Here is a 19,036-nt window from a genome sequence, read left to right on the forward strand (position 1 = left end):
CCTCAGTCCAGCGTGAAGTAGTCGGGACCGGAGTAGCGACCGGTCGTCATCTTGGTGCGCTGCATCAACAGGTCGTTGAGCAGCGTGGACGCACCGAAGCGGAACCAGTCGGGGTCGAGCCAGTCGCTCCCGCAGATCTCGTTGACCATCACGAGGTACTTGATGGCGTCCTTGGTGGTCTTGATGCCGCCGGCCGGCTTGACGCCGACCATCTGCCCGGTCTGCTCGCGGAAGTCGCGCACGGCCTCGAGCATGATCAGCGTGACCGGGAGGGTCGCGGCGGGCTGCACCTTGCCGGTGGAGGTCTTGATGAAGTGGCCGCCGGCCATCATCGCCAGCCAGCTGGCGCGGCGGACGTTGTCGTAGGTCTGGAGCTCTCCGGTCTCGAAGATCACCTTGAGGTGAGCGCTCGACCCGTCAGGCCTGGCGCAGGCCTCCTTGACCTGGACGATCTCCTCGTAGACGTCCATGTAGCGACCCGACAGGAACGCGCCGCGGTCGATCACCATGTCGATCTCGTCGGCGCCGGCCTCGACCGCGTCACGGGTGTCGGCGAGCTTGATGTCCATCGCCGCGCGACCGCTCGGGAAGGCCGTGGCCACGGCCGCGACGTTGACGCCGCTGTCGCCGAGGGTCTGCCTGGCGGTCGCGACCATGTCGGGATAGACGCACACCGCGGCCGTCGCGGGGCACGACGGGTCGGCGGGGTCGGGCCGCATCGCCTTGGAGGCGAGCGCACGCACCTTGCCGTGGGTGTCCTGGCCCTCCAGCGTGGTCAGGTCGACCATCCGGATGGCCAGGTCGATGGCGAACGCCTTCGACGTGGTCTTGATGGACCGGGTGGCCAGACCAGCAGCACGGGCCTCGCACCCGACCTGGTCGACTCCCGGCAGGCCGTGGAGGAATCGGCGGAGCGAGGACTCCGAGCCCACGATGTCGTCGAAGACGCCGTGCGCCGAGGTGTCGCCCGCCGTGGGGCTTGCAGTGGGTGTCACCGACCCAGCATAGAGTTGGGCGCGAGGCCCCCGGCAATCGATGTGGGGCCAAAGTCTGCCCAAATCAGCGAGGACGACATGGCACGCCTGCAGCACGACGCCGACGCCGTCGTGGAGCGGTTCCAGCCCACGAGCGGCCGGATCTCCGGCTGGTTGACCGTCGCCTTCTGTGCGGCGCTCGTCGTCGGGGGCGTGGCCTACCTCGACGACGGGTTCCCGGCGTGGGTGGCCGCCGGCGGACTGCTGGTGGGGGTGCTGGCGTGGGCGGCGATGCTGCGTCCGGCGCTCTGGGTCACCGAGGAGCACCTCGTGATGCGCAACCTCGCCGACACCGTCCACATCCGGCTGGCCGCGGTCGAGGAGATGGCCGTACGCCAGGTGCTCGCCGTGCGGGCCGCCGACCGGCGCTTCGTCTCCACGGTGGTCGGTCGCTCGTGGCGCAAGGCCATGCTGTCGCGCCGCACGCACGGCGCGGACGACGGCCCGCGGGACGGGATGTCCTATGCCGACTGGGCCGAGCACCGCCTCCACGAGCTCGTCGACGGCGCGCGGAAGGGCGCCGGCGTGCGGCCGGGCTCCCGCGAGCAGCTGGCGCTGCCCGACCCCGTACGCCGCGAGCACGACGTGCTGCCGCTCTCCCTGATCGCGGTGTCGGGCGCGCTGCTGCTGCTCAGCTTCTTCCTCTGACCTCGGCCTCGTACGCCGCCTCGATGCCGTCCAGCACGAGCGCGAGGCCGTAGTCGAACTCGTCGCCGTACTGGTAGTCGCGCCCGACGACCTGCTCCGCGACCATCTCGGCGAGGTGCGGGTAGAGGCCGGCGATCGGGCCGAGGTCCGCTACGAAGTCCTCCGCGGACTCGCCCGGCTGGAACGGCAGGTTCACCTCGGTGAGCACGAAGCCGTAGACGTAGGCGTCGAGCACCGAGAAGGCGTGCGCGGCCAGCACGACGGTGAAGCCCGCCGCGCGCAGGCAGCCGACGACGGCGTCGTGGTGGCGCAGGGTCGCGGGACCGGGGGAGCGGCGCGACTCGAGGAGTCCGAGACCCCACGGGTGCGCGGCCAGGACCGTGCGCGCGGAGTGTGCGCGCCGCTCCATCTCGGACCGCCAGGGGCCCGCGGCCGAGGGCGTGTCGATGCGCTCGAAGACCCAGTCGGCCAGCCCGTCGAGCAGCGCGTCCTTGCTGGCGACGTGGTGGTAGAGCGACATCGCCTCCACGTCGAGCTGGCGGCCCACGCTGCGCATGCTCACCCCGCCCAGCCCCGAGGCGTCGGCCACCCGGCTGGCGGCGTCGATGACGCGCTGCGTCGACAGGGCTGGTCGAGGCGCAGGTGGTCTGGACACAGGCTGCTCCTGGGTTGGCTGACTTACGGGCGTAAGGCTACTCTTCCCGCATCAGACTTACGGGCGTAAGGCGAGGAGTGGTCATGAGGGCAGCAGTGGTGCAGCGGTACGGACCGCCCGAGGTGGTGTCCGTCGTCGACCTGCCGGACCCGGTCGCGGGCAACGGCCAGGTGCTGGTGCGTGTGCACGCGACGACCCTCAACTCGGGCGACGCCCGCATCCGGGGAGCCACCTTCCCACCCGGGTTCGCGCTGCCGGCGCGGCTGGCGCTGGGTCTTCGCGGTCCGCGGCGCCCTGTCCTGGGAGTCGTCTACTCCGGCGTCGTCGAGGCGGTGGGCGCGGGCGTGACCGGGATCGCCGTCGGCGACGAGGTCTGCGGGATGACCGGAGCGCGCATGGGCGCGCACGCCGAGCTGGCCGCCGTACGAGCGGACCGGGTGTGCCCCAAGCCGGCGGGTGTCGACCACGAGCAGGCCGCCGCCATCCTCTTCGGCGGCAGCACTGCCCGGCACTTCCTGCGCGACCTGGTCGGTCCCGGCAAGCGGGTGCTGGTCAACGGCGCCTCGGGTGCCGTCGGGAGCGCCGCCGTCCAGCTCGCGCACCACGCGGGCTCGCACGTCACCGGCGTGTGCAGCGACCGCAACGCCGAGCTCGTGCGCTCGCTCGGCGCCGAGGAGGTGGTCGACCACGCGCGGCACCGGGTGGCCGAGCTGACCGAGAGGTACGACGTGGTGCTGGACACCGTCGGCAACCTCGACCGGCGCTGGGGTCGCCGGCTGCTGGCGGCCGACGGCGTCCTGGTCCTCGTGGCGGCCGGCCTCGCCGACACCGTCCTCGCGCGCGGCAACGTGCGTGCGGGCGTCTCCTCGGAGGACCCGGAGAACTTCGCCTGGTGGCTCGAACGGATCGCCGCGGGCGAGCTGAGGGCGGTCGTCGACCGCACCCTGCCGCTCAGCGAGATCGTCGAGGCCCACCGCATCGTCGACTCAGGCCGCAAGGTCGGCAACCTGGTCCTCAGGCCCTAGCCGCTGCCGGCGTGCCGGGCGTGGGGAACCAGCGGGCGATGACGACGGACTGACCCAGCGTCCACGCCGAGTTGCACACCCAGTAGGCCAGCAGCGTCACAGGCACGACGCCGCCTGCGACCAGCAGGCCCAGCGCCGACAGCGCGGGCATCAGCTGCTGGGCCGACAGGACCGCCTCGGGCATGCCCTCGGTGAGGGTGTTGCGGGCCACGACGTGGCGTTGGGTGACGTACGACAGCGCAGCGGCCGTGACGGCCAGCCCGGCGACGACGGCGAGGTGTGCCGGTCCGCCGCCGAGGTAGCCGCTGCCGGCCAGGGTGACGCCCAGGACCGACGCGGCGCCCAGCGAGGACACGAGGCCGGGGCCCATCGCGCCGACCGCGGTCCCGGACGCGACGTCCGAGAGCAGGTGGTAGAGCGCCAGCCACACGGGCAGCTGCAGCAGCACCGGCAGGCAGCCGAGGCGGCTCACGCCGTGCTCGGCGGAGACCGCGCGTCGCTCGTCGAGGTGGGCGCGCAGGCTCTCGGCGTCGGTGCGGCCCTGGTAGCGCTCGGCGACACCGCGCAGGTGTGGCCGGGCCCGGGCGGCCGCGTGCGCCTGGCGTACGCCCTGGACGACGAAGGGCAGGAGGGCGAGCCGGACGATGACGACGAGCGAGGCGATGCCGAGCAGCCAGGTGCCGGCCGCGTCCGGCGGGGCTCCGACGGCGTCGAGGGCGTGGTGGGTGGCGGCCAGGACGGCCGCGAGGGCGTGCGAGATCGGTTCGAACAGGGACATGCGTGCTCCTCAGGGAGGTGGGACGGGTCTGGGTGCGTGTCGCCCGGGGGCGACGTCAGACCGGTCCGGGAGCGCGCGGACGGACGGGGTGGTGTCCCACGTCGGTCGTCCGCCCGGCCAGCACCAGGGGTACGCAGGCGGCGCGGCGCCGCGGTCGCAGCGCGCGCAGGGTGGCGTCGGGGACCACGGCGGGCCCGTGGACGCCGATGAGCGCGGTCGCCGCGGCCAGGCTGGCCACGACCACGAGTGCCTCGGCCGACATCGCCGACACGGCGGAGGCGGTCGGCGCGAGCGAGATCGCCGCGACGACCGACGCCAGCGCGACGACCACGGTCCGGAGCACGGCCACAGCCTATCCGCGGATGTCCCCGAACGCGGCCCCGCGGAGGTCGGCCTTGATCGCGTCGAGGCGGCCGGCGGCGGAGATGCGGGCCGCGTCGACGCCGCTCCCGCCGGAACCGGCCTCGACGGGGATGACGACCTCGAGGTAGCACTTCACCTTGGGCTCGGTGCCGCTCGGACGCACGATCACCCGCGCGCCCTCGGCCAGGGAGTAGCGCAGGCCGTCGGTCGGCGGCAGCGCGGCCGACCCCTCGGCGAGGTCCTCCGCCCTCTCGACGGCGAGCCCGCCGAGGGACGTCGGGGGAGTGGTGCGCAGGCGCTCCATCGTGGCCGAGATCTCGGAGAGGTCCTCGAAGCGCACCGACAGCTGGTCGGTCGCGTGCAGCCCGTGCTGGTGGGCGATGTCGTCGAGGACGTCGGTCAGGCCGCGACCCTCGGCCTTGGCCTGGGCGGCCAGCTCGCAGACCAGCAGCAGCGCCGAGACGCCGTCCTTGTCCTTCACGTGCTCGGGGTCGCAGCAGTAGCCCAGCGCCTCCTCGTAGCCGAAGGCCAGGTCCGCCACGCGACCGATCCACTTGAAGCCGGTCAGCGTCTCCTCGTGGGGCTGGCCGGCCGCGGCCGCCATCTTGCCGAGCAGGCTGGAGGACACGATCGAGTTGGCGTACGTCCCCTGCCGACCCCGGGCGAGGAGGTGGTGGGCCAGCAGCGCGCCGACCTCGTCACCGCGGAGCATTCGCCAGCCGTGGGCGTCGGGCACCGCGACCGCGCACCGGTCGGCGTCGGGGTCGTTGGCCACGACCAGGTCGGCGCCCGTCTTCTCGGCGAGGGCCATCGCGAGGTCCATCGCGCCCGGCTCCTCGGGGTTGGGGAAGGAGACGGTGGGGAAGTCGGGGTCGGGGTGCTCCTGCTCCTCGACGATGTCGGGCGCGTCGAAGCCGGCGGTCTCCAGCACCTGCGCGACCGTCGTGCCGCCGACGCCGTGCAGCGGCGTGTAGACGATCCGGAGGTCGCGCGGCCCGTCCTCGGCCAGACCCGCGACGGTGTCGAGGTAGTTGTCGACGATGTCCTCGCCGACGACCTTGCCGGCGTTGCCCCGGGGCAGGTCCGCGAGCGCGCCCACGGCGGCGATCCGCTCGGCGATCTCGACGTCGGCCGGCGGCACGATCTGGCTGCCGTCGCCGAGGTAGACCTTGTAGCCGTTGTCCTGGGGCGGGTTGTGGCTCGCGGTGACCATGACACCGGCGGCGCAGCCGAGCTCGCGGATCGCGAAGGCGAGCAGCGGCGTGGGGAGCGTGCGCGGCATGACGAGGGCCTTGAAGCCGGCGCCCGTCATGATCTCGGCGGTGTCGCGGGCGAACACGTCGGAGTTGTGGCGGGCGTCGAAGCCGATCACGACCGATCCACCGCTGTGGCCGGTGTCCTTCAGGTACGCCGCGAGCCCGGCCGCCGCGCGGGTGACCACGACGCGGTTCATCCGGTTCGGGCCCGCGCCCAAGGCGCCGCGCAGGCCCGCCGTGCCGAACTCGAGCGTCCCGGCGAACCGGTCGGCGAGGTCGGTGCCCTCGCCGCGCTCGGCGGCGGCGACGACCGCCTCCAGCTCGGCGCGGGTCTGGTCGTCGGGGTCCTCGGCTGCCCACGCGCGGGCGCGCTCCAGCAGCTGGTGGTCGGCGGTCATGGGCGCACGCTATCGGGCTCCACTGTCGGTGGGCGCTGTCAGGATCTGCCCATGATCGATCACCTGGGCATCAACTGCACCGACCTGCCGCGGGCCGCGGCGTTCTACGACCGCGTGCTGGGGGTGCTGGGTCACCGCCGGGTCATGGACGTCGGCGTCGCCATCGGCTACGGCACCGACGGGCCCGACTTCTGGATCAGCACCTTCGAGGGCATCGGGCCCAACCGCGAGGTCCACGTGGCCTTCACGGCGCCCGACGCGGTGACGGTCCGCGCCTGGCACGCGGAAGCCGTGGCCGCCGGGGCCGAGTCGCTCCACGAGCCGCGGCTGTGGCCGGAGTACCACCCCGCCTACTACGGCGCGTTCGTCCGCGACACCGAGGGCAACAACATCGAGGCGGTCTGCCACACCGGCGACAGCTGAGGATCGGCCCCTCGCCTAACGCAGGCGCAGGAGTTGTCCGTTCTGCACCATCTTCGACTCGACGTGCTTCGCTCGTGAGGTCACGAACTCGCGGAAGGTGGAGAAGCCGAGTGTCTCTTCCTTGAACGCAGGGTTCAGCCGCTGCATCTGGCTCTTCACGCCGGCGGCGTAGACCCATTCGTCCTCGCTCTTCTGTAGTCCGAGCTTGATGGCGCGTACCAACAGCTCAGTGGCCTGCTTCAGCTCGCGGGACTCGGGGGACGAGGCTTTCTTGGCAGGTGACTTCTTGGCCGCAGCCGTCTTCGCGGGCGCAGCTTTCTTGGCGGGGCTAGGTGTGTGCTCCACAGGCGCGGGAGAGCCCGGCGCCGTCAGCCCGGGCAGCCTCTCGTACTCGGCGAACTCGTCGCAGGCACTGACCAGCGCTGGGCTGGTGGAGCCGGCCACGCCGATCCCGACGACGTACCGGCCGAGCCGCTTGGACCGTTGAGCCAAGGGAATGTAGTCGGAGTCGCCGGCGACCAGAGCGACATGCGTGATCTGGGGATGACGCGTCAGATCTTCGACAGCGTCCACAGCCAGCCGGATGTCGGCACCGTTCTTGGTGCCCGAGGCCGGGAAGAGCTGGACGAGGTCGACCGCGCGATCGACCAGGTCGTGGCGATAGGCGGCATTCGCGGGTACGGACCAGTCGGCGTACGCCCGCGTCATCGCGACGATGCCGAAAGAGGTGGCGTAGTCGATGATCGCGCCGAGGTCCACCTTGGCGGCCGCGAGCCTGGCGCTGACGGGATCATCGCCACCGGTCGTCATGTCGTGCGCGCGGGCATCGTCCTTGCGCCAAGCGCCCTTGCCGTGGACGTGGTCGTATCGCGAGATCACCACGTTGTCGAAGTCGATGTAGACAGCCACCCGTTCCGTCATGGGTCGACAGTAGGGCCCATACGACTCACGCCTCAGAAGATCGCGGAAGATCCGAGTCACCAGGTGACTCCGTTCTTCCACGATCTTCGACTGCGGCGCGGCAGGCAGATATCCCCGCGCGCACGCCCCACTCGCGCGGCTAGCGTTGCCGCGTGATCGCGACCGTCCTGTCCGTCAACGCGGGCTCCCTGGCCCGGGTCGAGGGACTCAAGCGCCCGAGCGGCATCCGCAAGCACCCGGTCGACCGCATCGAGGTGCGCGACCCCGGACCCAAGCGCGGGGGGCTCGGCAGCGGCGTGGTGGGCGACGAGATCTACAGCCGCAAGCACCACGGCGGCGACACCCAGGCGGTGTACGCCGTGGCGCGCGAGGAGCTCGACCGGTGGGGGCGTGAGCTCGGGCGCGAGCTCGGCAACGGCATGTTCGGCGAGAACCTCACCACCTCGGGGCTCGACGTCGACGGCGCCGAGGTGGGCGAGCAGTGGCGGGTCGGGACTGCCCTGCTGGAGGTGTGCGGGCCCCGGGTGCCGTGCGCGACCTTCGCCGCCCACATGCGGGAGCCGCGCTGGGTGCGGCGCTTCGCCGACCACGGGCGCACCGGTGCCTACCTCGCGGTCCGCGAGGCCGGCGTGATCGAGACCGACGACCCGATCGAGGTGGTGCACCGCCCGCGGCACGGGTTGACGGTGCCGATGTTCTTCCGCGCCTGCATGGGCGACCGGGACCTCGCGAACGTCTTCCTCGACGCAGGCGTGCTGCCCGAGGCCGAGCACGAGTGGCTCGCGTCGCGGCGCTGACCGCGCGGCGGCTCACTCGCGCCCGGAGCCCCGGGCGTAGAGGTCAGGAGAGGGCGGCCACCGCGGCGTCGTAGTCGGGCTCGGTGCCGATGGCGTCGGTCAGCTGCGTGTAGAGGACCTTGTGGTCGGCGTCGAGGACGACGACGGCGCGCGCCAGCATGCCCTGCCAGCCGCCGTCGGCCATCGCGACGCCGTAGTCCTCGCCGAAGGAGGAGCGGAACGCGGAGCCGACGAGCACGTCGTCGATGCCCTCGGCGCCGCAGAAGCGGGCCTGGGCGAGGGGCAGGTCGACCGAGACGTTGACGACCGCGGTGTTGTCGAGGCTTCCCGCGAGCTCGTTGAACTTCCGCACGCTCGCCTGGCAGACGCCGGTGTCGATGCTCGGGAAGATGTTGAGCACCACCCGCTTGCCGGAGACGTCGGCGTCGGTGAGCGCGCCGAACTTCTGGTCGACCAGCTCGAAGCCGGGTGCCTGGGATCCGACCGCGGGGAGCTCGCCCACGGTGCTGACGGTGTTGGGGCCGAGTTGTGTGGTTGCCATGGCCACAACCTACTGGGCGGGGAGTCCTAGAGTGCCCGCATGGCCACTGCGCGAACCGCCGCCCGGACCGATGTGATCATCGACGTGCTGCAGGACGCGTTCGCGCCACTGATGCGGGCCGACCCCGCGGCGTTCCGGGCGAAGTACCGCAAGATGGCTCGCGACCCGCTCGCGTTCTACCGGGGGTCGGCCTGCCTGTTCTACTGCGACGTCACCGGCGAGGCCGACGAGTGGGCGGACCACGGGGCCGATCGCATCTGGATCCAGGGCGACCTGCACGTGGAGAACTTCGGCACCTACCTCAACTCCGACGGCCGGCTGATCTTCGACGTCAACGACTTCGACGAGGCCTACGTCGGCCGCTTCACCTGGGACCTCCAGCGGTTCGCCGCGAGCCTGGCGCTGCTCGGCTGGCAGAAGGCGCTCCCCGAGGACGCGATCCGCAAGCTCATCGCCCGCTACGGCCGCTCCTACCTCGCCCAGGTCAACCACTACACGGGCACGGACGACGACGAGGAGTTCGAGATCCGGCTCGACACCGCGCACGGTCCGGTCCTCAGTGCCCTGGAGTCGGCCCGCAGCATGCGGCGCGCCGACCTGCTCGACGACGTCACGTCGATCCAGCGCGGCACCAGGAAGTTCACCGAGGACGGGACGACCCGGCGGCTCTCGCGCACCGAGCGCTCGAAGGTGGTGGCCGCCTTCCGGGCCTACCTCGAGACCATCCCCGAGTCGAAGAGGTTCGACCGCGCACTCTTCTACGAGCTGCGCGACGTCGTGGGCAAGTCCGGCTTCGGCATCGGCAGCGCGGGCCTCCCGGCGTACAACGTGCTGGTCGAGGGCTACAGCCAGGCGCTGGACAACGACGTGGTGCTGAGCATGAAGCAGGCCAACATCCCGGCGGTCAGCCGGTTCGTCGACACCACCGACGTCGACGCCTACTTCGAGCACGAGGGCCACCGCACCGCGGTCAGCCAGCGCGCCCTCCAGGTGCACACCGACCCGCTGCTCGGCCACACGAGCATCGACGGCGTCGGCTACGTCGTCTCGGAGGTCTCGCCCTACGAGGTCGACCTCGACTGGAGCGAGATCAACGAGCCGGACGACATGCGCAAGGTGGTCGACCTCCTCGGTCGCGCCACCGCCAAGATCCACTGCGCGTCCGACGAGGACAGCCACCAGGACCTCGTCGACTTCCAGGTCGAGGAGGCCATCGCCGCCTCGCTGGAGGGCCGGCGCAACGACTTCGTGACGTGGCTGTGCGACTGGGGCATCGACTACGCCGTACGGGTCCGCGACGACCACGCGCTGTTCGTCGACGCCTTCCGCGAGGGCCGGGTCGGGATCGCAGCCACGTAGACACCGTCCTGACCCCGCGGCGGTCAGGCGAGTCGCCTCAGGCGTCGATGTGCGACATGTCGCCGTACCGGTCGCCGGCCACGGCGTCGCGCGGCACCGCCTGCTCGAGGGCCCGCAGGTCCTCGGCCGTGAGCTCCACGGCGAGGGCGCCGACGTTCTCCTCGAGGTAGCGCACGCGCTTGGTCCCGGGGATGGGGACGACGTCCTCGCCCTGGGCGAGCACCCAGGCCAGCGCGAGCTGGCCGGGGGTGCAGCCCTTCGCGGCCGCGACCTCCCGTACCTGGTCGACCAGCGCGAGGTTGGCGTCGAGCGCCTCGCCCTGGAAGCGCGGGAAGTACGCCGAGCGACGGCGGTCGGCCGTCCCGTCCGCGCCGCCGTCGGCGCTGATCGCGCCGGTGAGCAGCCCACGGCCGAGCGGGGAGTAAGGCACCAGGCCGATGCCGAGCTCGCGGATGGTCGGCAGGATCTCGTCCTCGAGGTCGCGGGTGAAGAGCGAGTACTCCGTCTGGAGCGCGGTGATCGGGTGCACGCCGTGGGCCCTGCGGATCGTGGCGGCCGAGGCCTCGGAGAGCCCGAGGTGGCGCACCTTGCCGGCCTCGACGAGCTCGGCCATCGCGCCCACCGTCTCCTCGATCGGCACCGCCTTGTCGACGCGGTGCTGGTAGTAGAGGTCGATGTGGTCGACGCCGAGCCGCTGGAGGGAGGCGTCGCACGCGGAGCGGACGTAGTCGGGGCGGCCGTTGATGCCGACCATCGTCCCGTCGGGGAGCCGCTCGTTGCCGAACTTGGTGGCGAGCTGGACCTCGTCACGACGCCCGGCGACGGCCTTGCCGACGAGCTGCTCGTTGGTGAAGGGGCCGTACATGTCGGCGGTGTCGAGGAAGGTCACGCCGAGGTCGAGCGCGCGGTGGATGGTGTCGGTGCCGCCCTGCTCGTCGGGGGTGCCGTAGAACTCCGACATCCCCATGCAGCCGAGGCCGAGGGCCGAGACGGTGAGCGGGGAGGTGGTGCCGAGCGTGCGCTGCTGGCTGATCGGGCTGATCTGGCTGATCTGGGTGCTCTCGTTGGTCATGCCCACCACCACACTCCTTGGAGCGCGCTCGAAGTCAAGGCCTCACGCCGACTCGTCGAGCTTGTTCTCGTAGAGCGCGATCTTGTAGTCGATCGCGCGCAGGTGGGAGGTCACCTCGGCCAGCTGGCGCTCGACGACCTCGCGGTGGGCGAGGAGCAGGGCCAGGCGCGCGGACTCGTTGCCGTCGCCGTCGCGGACCAGCGCGGCGTAGCGGCGTACGTCGCGGATGGGCATGCCCGTGGACCGGAGCCGGGTCACCATCTCGATCCAGCGCAGGTCGTCGGCGGTGTAGCGACGGTGCCCCGACGGCGCGCGGTCGACCGCGTGGAGGAGCAGCCCGTCACGCTCGTAGTAGCGCAGCGTGTGGGCGGTGAGCCCGGTCCGCGCGGCGGCCTCGGCGATGCTCAGGCTGGTCATCCGTCCAGTGTCTGACTTGGAGTGCACTCCAAGTCAAGGGACGTCGAGGGGGGTGTGGATCAGTCGCCGAGCGCGGGCCGGTGGAACTGCGCCGTCGCGTAGGGACCGCCGACGAACTCGGCCTCCGCCGCGTCGTCGGGGCGGGGCTCGATGCGCCCGGCGTACGCCTCCGCGTCGTCCTGCGGCTCGTAGCCCAGGCGGCGCCCGGGCCCGAGGTCCCACCAGGCACGGGTGTTGGCGCTGATGCCGTGGAGGACGGCGAAGCCCGGCGCAGGCGCCGTGAGGGCCGCCTCGACCATCCGGACGCCGTCGCCGTGGGACAGCCAGGTGGAGAGCCCACGGAGGCTGGTCGGCTCCTCCAGGAACGAGCCGATCCGGCACGCCACGGCGTCGATGCCGTGCCGGTCGGCGAACAGGCGCATCAGCGCCTCGGCCGCGACCTTGGCGACGCCGTAGTAGGTGTCGGGCCGGGGAAGCGCGTCCTCGGTGAGCTCGCCGTCCGCGCGGGGTGTGCGGCCGACCGCGTGGTTGGAGGAGGCGTAGACGAGGCGGGGCACGTCGTGGGCCACCATCGCGTCGAGCAGCGCCGCCGTGGTGACCACGTGGGAGGTCAGCTCCTCGGGGAGCGACCGCTCCTCGGGGACGCCGGCGAGGTGCACGACGGCGTCGAGCCGCTCCGCGGCGAAGACCGCCTCGACGGCGTCCGCGTCTGCGCAGTCGACCTCGTGCCAGGCGAAGGTCGTGCCGTCGGGCGGCGGGACCAGGTCGAGCCCGACCACGTCGTGGCCCAGGCCCTCCAGGCCGACGGTGACCACCCGGCCGAGGCTGCCGGCGGCACCCGTGACCAGGACGCGCATCGTCGCGTCCTCAGATCTTCGCGACGACCTGGCTGAGCAGGCCGCCCATCCGGCTGGCCGCGGCCTTGCCGGCCTCGAGGACCTCCTCGTGGTTGAGCGGCTCGCCGCTCAGGCCCGCGGCGAGGTTGGTGACCAGGCTGATGCCGAGGATCTCCATGCCGGCCTCGCGGGCGGCGATGGCCTCGAGCGTGGTGCTCATGCCGACCAGGTGGCCGCCCAGGATGCCGGCCATCCGGACCTCGGCGGGCGTCTCGTAGTGGGGGCCGGGGAACTGGACGTAGACGCCCTCGTCGAGGGTCTCGTCGACCTCCTTGCACATCGCGCGCAGGCGCGGGCTGTAGAGGTCGGTGAGGTCGACGAAGTTGGCCCCGACGATCGGGCTGGTCCCGGTCAGGTTGATGTGGTCGGAGATCAGCACCGGCTGACCGGGCTGCCAGCCCTCCTTGAGACCGCCGCAGCCGTTGGTCAGCACGATCGCCGAGCAGCCGGCGGCAGCCGCCGTACGGATCGGGTGGACGACAGCGGCGACGCCCTTGCCCTCGTAGAAGTGGGTGCGCGAGAGGAAGACGAGCAGGTTGCGGTCGCCGTTCCTGATGGAGCGGATCTTGCCGCTGTGGCCGGCGACGGCAGCTGCGCTGAAGCCCGGCAGGTCCGTGGTGTCGATCTCCGCGGTCGCCTCGCCCAGGGCGTCGACGGCCGGCAGCCAGCCCGAGCCCAGGACCAGGGCGATGTCGTGGCGCTCGACGCCGGTCAGCTCGGCGAGCTTCTCGGCCGCGGAGGTCGCGGCGTCGTACGGGCTGGGGGCGTCGGTCGCGTGGTTCACGCCGCGAACTCTAGACCGCTCACCAGCCGGCGACGACAACGTCGCGGACCACCCCGTGGCGGACCCGCTGGGGGTGGTCGCCGACCTCCAGGTAGGCGATCTCCCTGCGACGGCGTACGTCCAGCACCGCCACCGCGTCGGACCCGCTGAGCGAGATCCAGCAGGTGCCGTTCGGGCCCTCGGTGGTCCAGTAGGGCTTGAGGTAGTCGTGTCCCGTCGTGGCCCGGTCGAAGATCCACCGCCGCGTCGTGCGGGAGTCCACCAGGGCGGCGTAGTCGTCCATGGTCCCGGCGACGCACAGGGTCCGGTCGTCCTCGCCGATGGAGAGCCCGTGGTGTGCGGAGTCGTTGACGTACTGCTCCAGCGGCATCGTCGGGACCCGGTTCGGCAGAGGTACGACGCGGGTGACCGCGCCCCGCCTCGGCTCGGGCCGCCCGCCGGAGGCGTACGTGACGGCGCCGTCGAGGTCGCTGGCGCGCGTGTCGAACTCGACGTAGCCGTGGAAGAACGACACCTGGAACCAGAGGAACCGCTCGTCGGGCCCGAGCGCCATCGGCCGCACCGCCGAGCTCATGCCGGGGTAGCCCGCCTCGGCCAGCTCCTTGCCCATGTCCCAGCGCTGCAGGACGCGGAAGTCGCGGTCTCGCACCACCTGGAACCACCGGTCGCCCTTGACCGGGTCCTCGAGCGGCGTGCCGCGGTCGCCGGGGGTGTAGACCCGGCCTATCGAGGCGTGGAAGATCCGGCGGCCGTCGTCGCTGTAGGTGTTCTCGTGCGGCGTCTCCCCGGACTCGAACGTGCGCAGCCGGTCACCCATGCGCGCCACGGTCCCGTCGGGGAGCGTCTGGCGGGCCATGGCGTACTCGACCACCTGCCGCGCCGTCGAGTCGCTCACCAGCAGACGGGCACCGTCGGGGGAGAGGCCCATGTGGTCGGTGCGGTGCCCGTCCATCTGCTGCTCGCGCACGATCGCCGTCGGGTCGCCCGCGGCCGCCTTGGCGATGTCGACCCAGACGACGTCGGCCAGGCTCGGGCGCGACACGGCCAGGTAGCGGCCGTTGCGCGTGGTGAACATGTCGTCGACGAGCTGGTCGTGTCCCTCGCCCGGTCCCTGCTGCACGGCCAGGTAGAACGCCAGCCGTTCCGGGTCGGAGCGGATCGCGGCCAGCTCCTCCTCGAGGTCGGGGACCAGGTCGATGCCGCGTCGCAGCACCTTCCGGGTCTCGGCATCCACGACCGTCGCGGTGCCGGCCCAGTTGTTCCCGACGAACATCACGCTCCTCTTGCCCCGCGTGTCCGCCGGCGACCCGTGCACGAGGGCGGACGCCTCGGACGCCCCGCCGACCTGCGAACCCGCGAGGAGGGAACCCACGATCAGGAGGGCGGCGGGCACGGACGGACGCAGGAGCGATCGGCGGCGCATGCAGGCTCAACGCACCAGCGGGCGCCAGGTCACTCGCGACCCGCTCGCGGGGAGCGGTTCAGAGGCCCGTGGACCGGCACGCGCGGCGGCGCAGAGCCGCCACGTAGTCCTCGGGCGCGCCGGCCGCCTCGGCGGAGTCGGACAGCACGCCCAGGTAGGACGCCGACGGCAGCCCGCCCTCGTACGCGTCGAGCACGTAGGCCCACACGACGAGCTCGCCGGTCATCGTCTGCACCCGCACCTTGGTCTTGCGGTAGAGGCCGGTGTCGGCGGCCTCCCAGCCGTCGAGCGCGCGCTCGTCCTCGGACGTGACGTCGTAGACGGCCACGAAGACCTGCTCGAACGGGTCCTGGACGATCGTCGAGAGCGCCCCGTCCCAGCCGTGCTCCTCGCCGCCGAAGGTCAGCCGCCACCCCGTCAGCCAGCCGGTGGAGTGGAGGATCGAGTGGGGGCAGCGCTCGCCCATGCGGGCGGGATCGAGGTTCGTCCCGTAGGCGGCGTACAGGGTCACGGACCACAGGGTATCGAGCCTCGACCTCGGGTGTTCGCGCGGCGACGTCGACAACTAGGGTGGGGGCGTGACCGACACGCACTTCGACACCCTCGTCCTCGGCGCCGGCCCCGGTGGCTACGTCGCCGCGATCCGCGCAGCCCAGCTCGGCCAGAAGGTGGCCGTGGTGGAGGAGAAGTACTGGGGAGGTGTCTGCCTCAACGTCGGGTGCATCCCCTCCAAGGCGCTGCTCAAGAACGCCGAGCTGGCGCACACGCTCCAGCACGAGAAGGCCAAGTTCGGCATCGAGGGCGACGCCACGATGGCGTTCGGTCCGACCCACAAGCGCAGCCGCGACGTGAGCGCCGGCATCGTCAAGGGCGTCCACTTCCTGATGAAGAAGAACAAGATCACCGAGATCGACGGCTGGGGCACGCTCACCAGCGCGACCGGGATCGACGTGGAGAAGGACGGGAACAAGTCGTCCTACACCTTCGACAACCTCATCATCGCCACCGGCGCGACCGTGCGGCTGGTCCCCGGCGTCGAGCTCAGCGAGAACGTCGTCACCTACGAGGAGCAGATCCTCACCGACCAGCTCCCCGAGTCGATCATCATCGGCGGCTCCGGCGCGATCGGCGTCGAGTTCGCCTACGTCATGGCCAACTTCGGCGTCGACGTCACGATCGTGGAGTTCCTCGACCGGATGGTGCCGACCGAGGACGCCGACATCTCCAAGGAGCTCGCCAAGCACTACAAGAAGCTGGGCGTGAAGGTGCTGACCTCCACCGCGGTCAAGAAGGTCGAGGACACCGGCTCGGGCGTGAAGGTCACCGTCGCCCCGGCCGCCGGGGGCGACGAGCAGGTGCTCGAGGCCGGCAAGTTCCTCGCCGCCTTCGGCTTCGCCCCGCGGGTGAAGGGCTACGGCCTCGAGAACATCGGGGTCAACGTCTCGGAGCGCGGCGCCGTCGAGATCGACGACTACGGCCGCACCAACGTCGACAACGTGTACGCCATCGGCGACTGCACCGGCAAGATGATGCTCGCCCACGTCGCCGAGGCCATGGGCGTCGTCGCGGCCGAGACCATCAACGGCGCCGAGACCATGCCGGTCGAGTTCGACTTCGTCCCGCGCGCGACCTACTGCAACCCCCAGGTCGCGTCGTTCGGCTACAGCGAGGCCCAGGCCAAGGAGAAGGGCTACGACGTCAAGACGGCGTCCTTCCCCTTCACCGCCAACGGCAAGGCCATGGGGCTCGGGGAGCCGGTCGGCTTCGTCAAGGTCGTCGCCGACGCCGAGCACAACGAGATCATCGGCGCCCACATGATCGGCCCCAACGTGACCGAGCTGCTGCCAGTGCTGACCCTGGCCCAGAAGTGGGACCTCACCGCCGACGAGGTGGCCCGCAACGTCTTCGCCCACCCGACCCTCGGTGAGGCCGTCAAGGAGGCCGTCCACGGCATCGCCGGCCACATGATCAACTTCTGATGGCAGACCACATCGTCATCATCGGCGGCGGCCCGGGCGGCTACGAGGCGGCCCACGTGGCCGCCCAGCTCGGCGCCGAGGTCACGGTCGTCGACACCGACGGCGTGGGTGGCTCGGCGGTCCTCACCGACTGCGTGCCGAGCAAGACGCTCATCGCCACCTCGGAGCTGATGACCGAGATGTCGACCGCGCAGGAGCTCGGGGTCAACTTCCACGACCTCCAGGGCGACGCGGCGACGGCGATCAGCGTCGACCTGGCCCGGGTCAACGCCCGCGTCAAGCAGCTCGCTGCGGACCAGTCGTCCGACATCGCGGCGCGCCTCGACCGCGACGGCGTACGCGTCGTCACCGGCCGCGGCCGCCTCGGGCCGGACCTCACCGTCGTGGCGACCACCGCCGACGGGGAGGAGGTGCTGCAGGCCGACGCGATCATCGTCGCGACCGGCGCCGCACCCCGTACGCTCCCCAGCGCCCAGCCCGACGGCGAGCGGATCCTCACCTGGGAGCAGGTCTACGACCTGACCGAGGTGCCGGAGAAGCTCATCGTGGTCGGCTCGGGCGTCACCGGCGCCGAGTTCGCCAGCGCCTACCTCGCACTCGGCATCGACGTCACCCTCGTCAGCAGCCGCGACCGGGTGCTGCCCGGCGAGGACGCCGACGCCTCCGCGGTGCTCGAGGACGTGCTGACCCGCCGAGGCATGAACGTGCTCGGCCAGTCGCGCATGCAGTCGGTGACCCGCGAGGGCGACGAGGTGACGGTGACCCTCACCGACGACCGTACGGTCTCCGGCAGCCACTGCATCCTCGCGCTCGGCTCCGTCCCCAACACCGCCGACCTCGGGCTCGAGGAGGCCGGGGTCGCGGTCGACGACGGCGGCTTCATCACCGTCGACCGGGTCTCGCGCACCTCCGCGCGCGGGATCTATGCCGCGGGCGACTGCACGGGCGTGCTGATGCTGGCGTCGGTGGCCGCGATGCAGGGCCGCATCGCGATGTGGCACTTCCTCGGCGACGCGGTCGCGCCCCTGGACCTCAACAAGGTCTCCTCCAACGTCTTCACCTCGCCCGAGATCGCGACGGTCGGCTGGTCGCAGAACGCGGTCGATGCGGGGGAGATCACCGCCGAGGTCGTCACGCTCCCGCTGGCCGGCAACGCGCGCGCCAAGATGCAGGGCGTGCGCGACGGCTTCGTCAAGCTCTTCTGCCGTCCGGGCACCGGGATCGTCGTCGGGGGAGTGGTCGTCGGACCGCGGGCCTCCGAGCTGATCCACCCGGTGTCGATCGCGGTCGCGGAGTCGTTGACCGCCGACCAGCTCGCCCAGGCGTTCACCGTCTATCCGTCGATGAGCGGGTCGGTCGCCGAGGCCGCCCGGCGCCTGCACCGCGTCTGAGCCCCGGCCCGGACCCGGCCCTGGTCTCCGGACCCGGCCCCGGCTGGCACGCGGGGCACCACCACGTGCGCCGGTTGGCGGCGTCGCCCGGCACCTCGGCCTGCACGCTGACCGGTCCGCGGCAGCGCCGGCAGCCTTGCCGCTGGCGCCCGGTCACCCAGTGGTCGTCGCCCTTGACCGGTGAACCGGTCGTCACCTGGTAGGCACCCGGCACCGTCGCCGAGTGCCGCAGCATCGTCGCCGCGCGCTCGACCAGCCGCTCGACGTCGACCTCTCCGATCGGGGTCCACGGGCTGACCCCGGTGAGGAAGGCGAGCTCGTTGGCCCAGAGGTTGCCAAGGCCGGCCATCGCGCGCTGGTCGAGCAGGGCGCTGACCAGTGGGGTCGTCGGCGACCCGAGCAGGCGGCGGACCGCCTCGGCCGCGTCCCAGTCCTCGCGCAGCGGGTCGGGCCCGAGGTGGCCGACGAGGTCGTGCTCGCGGTCGGTGGGCACCAGGGCGAGGTCGTGCAGGCGGATGCCGTGCACCGTGCGGCCGTCGTCGAGCCCGAGCACCAGCCGCACGTGCGGGACCACCTTGCCGGGGAGCCGCTTGCCGGGCGCGAGGGTCGACCACGACCCGTCCATGCGCAGGTGGCTGTGCAACGTGGCCGCGGGCGAGCCGCTCGTGCCGGAGAGCCGCGTCAGCAGGTGCTTGCCGTGGGTGTCGTGGCCGAGCACCTCGCGGCCCGAGACGTCGCGGGTGGCGAGCGCAGGCGTACGGAAGTCGGAGCGCACGAGCGTGTGCCCCACGAGCTGGCGGTCCAGCCGGCGGGCGAGCTTCCAGACGCTGTCTCCCTCGGGCACCCGGCCAGTGTCACAGGCGGGTGCGACACCGG

General features: G+C 71.9%; 21 protein-coding genes. 7 read left to right on the forward strand and 14 right to left on the reverse strand.

The features are described from left to right. Positions 1-2: 2 nt before the first annotated feature. A complete protein-coding gene (gene deoC / locus AC57BS_RS15910; protein WP_496412408.1) occupies positions 3-995 on the reverse strand; it encodes a deoxyribose-phosphate aldolase in 993 nt (330 codons plus the stop codon). A gap of 78 nt (positions 996-1,073) precedes the next feature. Here deoC and AC57BS_RS15915 point away from each other — a divergent pair, with 78 nt between their 5' ends. Continuing rightward, on the forward strand, positions 1,074-1,682 hold the full coding sequence (locus AC57BS_RS15915) for a hypothetical protein (RefSeq protein WP_496412409.1): 609 nt from the start codon (positions 1,074-1,076) through the stop codon (positions 1,680-1,682). On the opposite strand, the gene AC57BS_RS15920 is transcribed toward AC57BS_RS15915, so the two are convergent. Continuing rightward, entirely contained in the window at positions 1,666-2,337 is a 672-nt protein-coding gene (locus tag AC57BS_RS15920) for a TetR/AcrR family transcriptional regulator C-terminal domain-containing protein (protein WP_496412410.1), read from the reverse strand. The genes AC57BS_RS15915 and AC57BS_RS15920 overlap by 17 nt on opposite strands. An 83-nt stretch (positions 2,338-2,420) precedes the next feature. On the opposite strand from AC57BS_RS15920, the gene AC57BS_RS15925 reads away from it, so the two are divergent. Beyond that, complete coding sequence (locus AC57BS_RS15925; protein WP_496412411.1) at positions 2,421-3,362, forward strand: NAD(P)-dependent alcohol dehydrogenase; 942 nt, start codon at positions 2,421-2,423, stop codon at positions 3,360-3,362. Here AC57BS_RS15925 and yidC read toward each other — a convergent pair. The 3 genes from yidC to AC57BS_RS15940 are packed head-to-tail and all read right to left on the reverse strand — an operon-like array spanning position 3,352 to position 6,157. Beyond that, complete coding sequence (yidC, locus tag AC57BS_RS15930; protein ID WP_496412412.1) at positions 3,352-4,140, reverse strand: membrane protein insertase YidC; 789 nt, start codon at positions 4,138-4,140, stop codon at positions 3,352-3,354. The genes AC57BS_RS15925 and yidC overlap by 11 nt on opposite strands. Before the next feature lie 55 nt (positions 4,141-4,195). Next, positions 4,196-4,483, reverse strand: coding sequence for a hypothetical protein (locus tag AC57BS_RS15935; RefSeq protein ID WP_496412413.1), 288 nt, complete (start codon positions 4,481-4,483; stop codon positions 4,196-4,198). 9 nt (positions 4,484-4,492) lie between these two features. Further along, positions 4,493-6,157: a phospho-sugar mutase gene (locus AC57BS_RS15940; protein WP_496412414.1), complete on the reverse strand. Its 1,665-nt coding sequence runs from the start codon at positions 6,155-6,157 to the stop codon at positions 4,493-4,495. Between the two features lie 51 nt (positions 6,158-6,208). Between AC57BS_RS15940 and AC57BS_RS15945 the strand changes: the two genes are divergently transcribed. Continuing rightward, positions 6,209-6,580 carry a VOC family protein gene (locus AC57BS_RS15945; RefSeq protein WP_496412415.1) on the forward strand — a complete coding sequence of 124 codons (372 nt, stop codon included), beginning with the start codon at positions 6,209-6,211 and terminating at the stop codon, positions 6,578-6,580. 15 nt (positions 6,581-6,595) lie between these two features. Here the strand turns inward: AC57BS_RS15945 and AC57BS_RS15950 are convergent, their stop codons facing one another. Continuing rightward, the gene (locus tag AC57BS_RS15950; RefSeq protein WP_496412416.1) at positions 6,596-7,501 is read right to left on the reverse strand and encodes an NYN domain-containing protein; all 906 of its coding nucleotides are present in this window, start codon (positions 7,499-7,501) and stop codon (positions 6,596-6,598) included. A gap of 152 nt (positions 7,502-7,653) precedes the next feature. On the opposite strand from AC57BS_RS15950, the gene AC57BS_RS15955 reads away from it, so the two are divergent. Further along, positions 7,654-8,298, forward strand: a complete 645-nt coding sequence (locus tag AC57BS_RS15955) for an MOSC domain-containing protein (RefSeq protein WP_496412417.1) — start codon at positions 7,654-7,656, stop codon at positions 8,296-8,298. A 43-nt stretch (positions 8,299-8,341) separates the two neighbouring features. On the opposite strand, the gene tpx is transcribed toward AC57BS_RS15955, so the two are convergent. Further along, positions 8,342-8,839 carry a thiol peroxidase gene (gene tpx, locus AC57BS_RS15960; protein WP_496412418.1) on the reverse strand — a complete coding sequence of 166 codons (498 nt, stop codon included), beginning with the start codon at positions 8,837-8,839 and terminating at the stop codon, positions 8,342-8,344. 39 nt (positions 8,840-8,878) lie between these two features. On the opposite strand from tpx, the gene AC57BS_RS15965 reads away from it, so the two are divergent. Continuing rightward, a complete protein-coding gene (locus tag AC57BS_RS15965; RefSeq protein ID WP_496412419.1) occupies positions 8,879-10,198 on the forward strand; it encodes a DUF2252 domain-containing protein in 1,320 nt (439 codons plus the stop codon). Positions 10,199-10,235: 37 nt separating this feature from the next. Here the strand turns inward: AC57BS_RS15965 and AC57BS_RS15970 are convergent, their stop codons facing one another. The 6 genes from AC57BS_RS15970 to AC57BS_RS15995 form a co-directional block, all read right to left on the reverse strand. Beyond that, positions 10,236-11,270: an aldo/keto reductase gene (locus AC57BS_RS15970; RefSeq protein WP_496412420.1), complete on the reverse strand. Its 1,035-nt coding sequence runs from the start codon at positions 11,268-11,270 to the stop codon at positions 10,236-10,238. A gap of 42 nt (positions 11,271-11,312) precedes the next feature. Beyond that, complete coding sequence (locus tag AC57BS_RS15975) at positions 11,313-11,687, reverse strand: MerR family transcriptional regulator (RefSeq protein WP_496412421.1); 375 nt, start codon at positions 11,685-11,687, stop codon at positions 11,313-11,315. 59 nt (positions 11,688-11,746) lie between these two features. Then, positions 11,747-12,544 carry an NAD-dependent epimerase/dehydratase family protein gene (locus tag AC57BS_RS15980; RefSeq protein WP_496412422.1) on the reverse strand — a complete coding sequence of 266 codons (798 nt, stop codon included), beginning with the start codon at positions 12,542-12,544 and terminating at the stop codon, positions 11,747-11,749. 10 nt (positions 12,545-12,554) lie between these two features. After that, a complete protein-coding gene (locus tag AC57BS_RS15985; RefSeq protein WP_496412423.1) occupies positions 12,555-13,367 on the reverse strand; it encodes a purine-nucleoside phosphorylase in 813 nt (270 codons plus the stop codon). 19 nt (positions 13,368-13,386) lie between these two features. After that, the gene (locus AC57BS_RS15990; RefSeq protein ID WP_496412424.1) at positions 13,387-14,760 is read right to left on the reverse strand and encodes a YncE family protein; all 1,374 of its coding nucleotides are present in this window, start codon (positions 14,758-14,760) and stop codon (positions 13,387-13,389) included. 88 nt (positions 14,761-14,848) lie between these two features. Beyond that, a complete protein-coding gene (locus AC57BS_RS15995; protein ID WP_496412425.1) occupies positions 14,849-15,301 on the reverse strand; it encodes a gamma-glutamylcyclotransferase family protein in 453 nt (150 codons plus the stop codon). A 67-nt stretch (positions 15,302-15,368) separates the two neighbouring features. On the opposite strand from AC57BS_RS15995, the gene lpdA reads away from it, so the two are divergent. Then, complete coding sequence (gene lpdA / locus AC57BS_RS16000) at positions 15,369-16,769, forward strand: dihydrolipoyl dehydrogenase (protein WP_496412426.1); 1,401 nt, start codon at positions 15,369-15,371, stop codon at positions 16,767-16,769. After that, positions 16,769-18,160: an NAD(P)H-quinone dehydrogenase gene (locus tag AC57BS_RS16005; RefSeq protein ID WP_496412427.1), complete on the forward strand. Its 1,392-nt coding sequence runs from the start codon at positions 16,769-16,771 to the stop codon at positions 18,158-18,160. The genes lpdA and AC57BS_RS16005 overlap by 1 nt, the downstream gene beginning before the upstream one ends. On the opposite strand, the gene AC57BS_RS16010 is transcribed toward AC57BS_RS16005, so the two are convergent. Continuing rightward, complete coding sequence (locus tag AC57BS_RS16010; RefSeq protein WP_496412428.1) at positions 18,096-19,004, reverse strand: DNA-formamidopyrimidine glycosylase family protein; 909 nt, start codon at positions 19,002-19,004, stop codon at positions 18,096-18,098. The two genes, AC57BS_RS16005 and AC57BS_RS16010, sit on opposite strands and share 65 nt — an antisense overlap. Positions 19,005-19,036: the final 32 nt, after the last annotated feature.

Source organism: Nocardioides sp. BGA-UO-ETr-FS32, from assembly GCF_059567905.1.

What these genes read in the sequence shown, in the direction of transcription:
- AC57BS_RS15915 (WP_496412409.1), top strand. Translation starts at nt 1,074, where the DNA reads ATGGCACGCCTGCAGCACGACGCCGACGCCGTCGTGGAGCGGTTCCAG.
- AC57BS_RS15925 (WP_496412411.1), top strand. Translation starts at nt 2,421, where the DNA reads ATGAGGGCAGCAGTGGTGCAGCGGTACGGACCGCCCGAGGTGGTGTCC.
- yidC (WP_496412412.1), bottom strand. Translation starts at nt 4,140, where the DNA reads ATGTCCCTGTTCGAACCGATCTCGCACGCCCTCGCGGCCGTCCTGGCC.
- AC57BS_RS15940 (WP_496412414.1), bottom strand. Translation starts at nt 6,157, where the DNA reads ATGACCGCCGACCACCAGCTGCTGGAGCGCGCCCGCGCGTGGGCAGCC.
- AC57BS_RS15945 (WP_496412415.1), top strand. Translation starts at nt 6,209, where the DNA reads ATGATCGATCACCTGGGCATCAACTGCACCGACCTGCCGCGGGCCGCG.
- AC57BS_RS15950 (WP_496412416.1), bottom strand. Translation starts at nt 7,501, where the DNA reads ATGACGGAACGGGTGGCTGTCTACATCGACTTCGACAACGTGGTGATC.
- tpx (WP_496412418.1), bottom strand. Translation starts at nt 8,839, where the DNA reads ATGGCAACCACACAACTCGGCCCCAACACCGTCAGCACCGTGGGCGAG.
- AC57BS_RS15965 (WP_496412419.1), top strand. Translation starts at nt 8,879, where the DNA reads ATGGCCACTGCGCGAACCGCCGCCCGGACCGATGTGATCATCGACGTG.
- AC57BS_RS15970 (WP_496412420.1), bottom strand. Translation starts at nt 11,270, where the DNA reads ATGACCAACGAGAGCACCCAGATCAGCCAGATCAGCCCGATCAGCCAG.
- AC57BS_RS15975 (WP_496412421.1), bottom strand. Translation starts at nt 11,687, where the DNA reads ATGACCAGCCTGAGCATCGCCGAGGCCGCCGCGCGGACCGGGCTCACC.
- AC57BS_RS15980 (WP_496412422.1), bottom strand. Translation starts at nt 12,544, where the DNA reads ATGCGCGTCCTGGTCACGGGTGCCGCCGGCAGCCTCGGCCGGGTGGTC.
- AC57BS_RS16005 (WP_496412427.1), top strand. Translation starts at nt 16,769, where the DNA reads ATGGCAGACCACATCGTCATCATCGGCGGCGGCCCGGGCGGCTACGAG.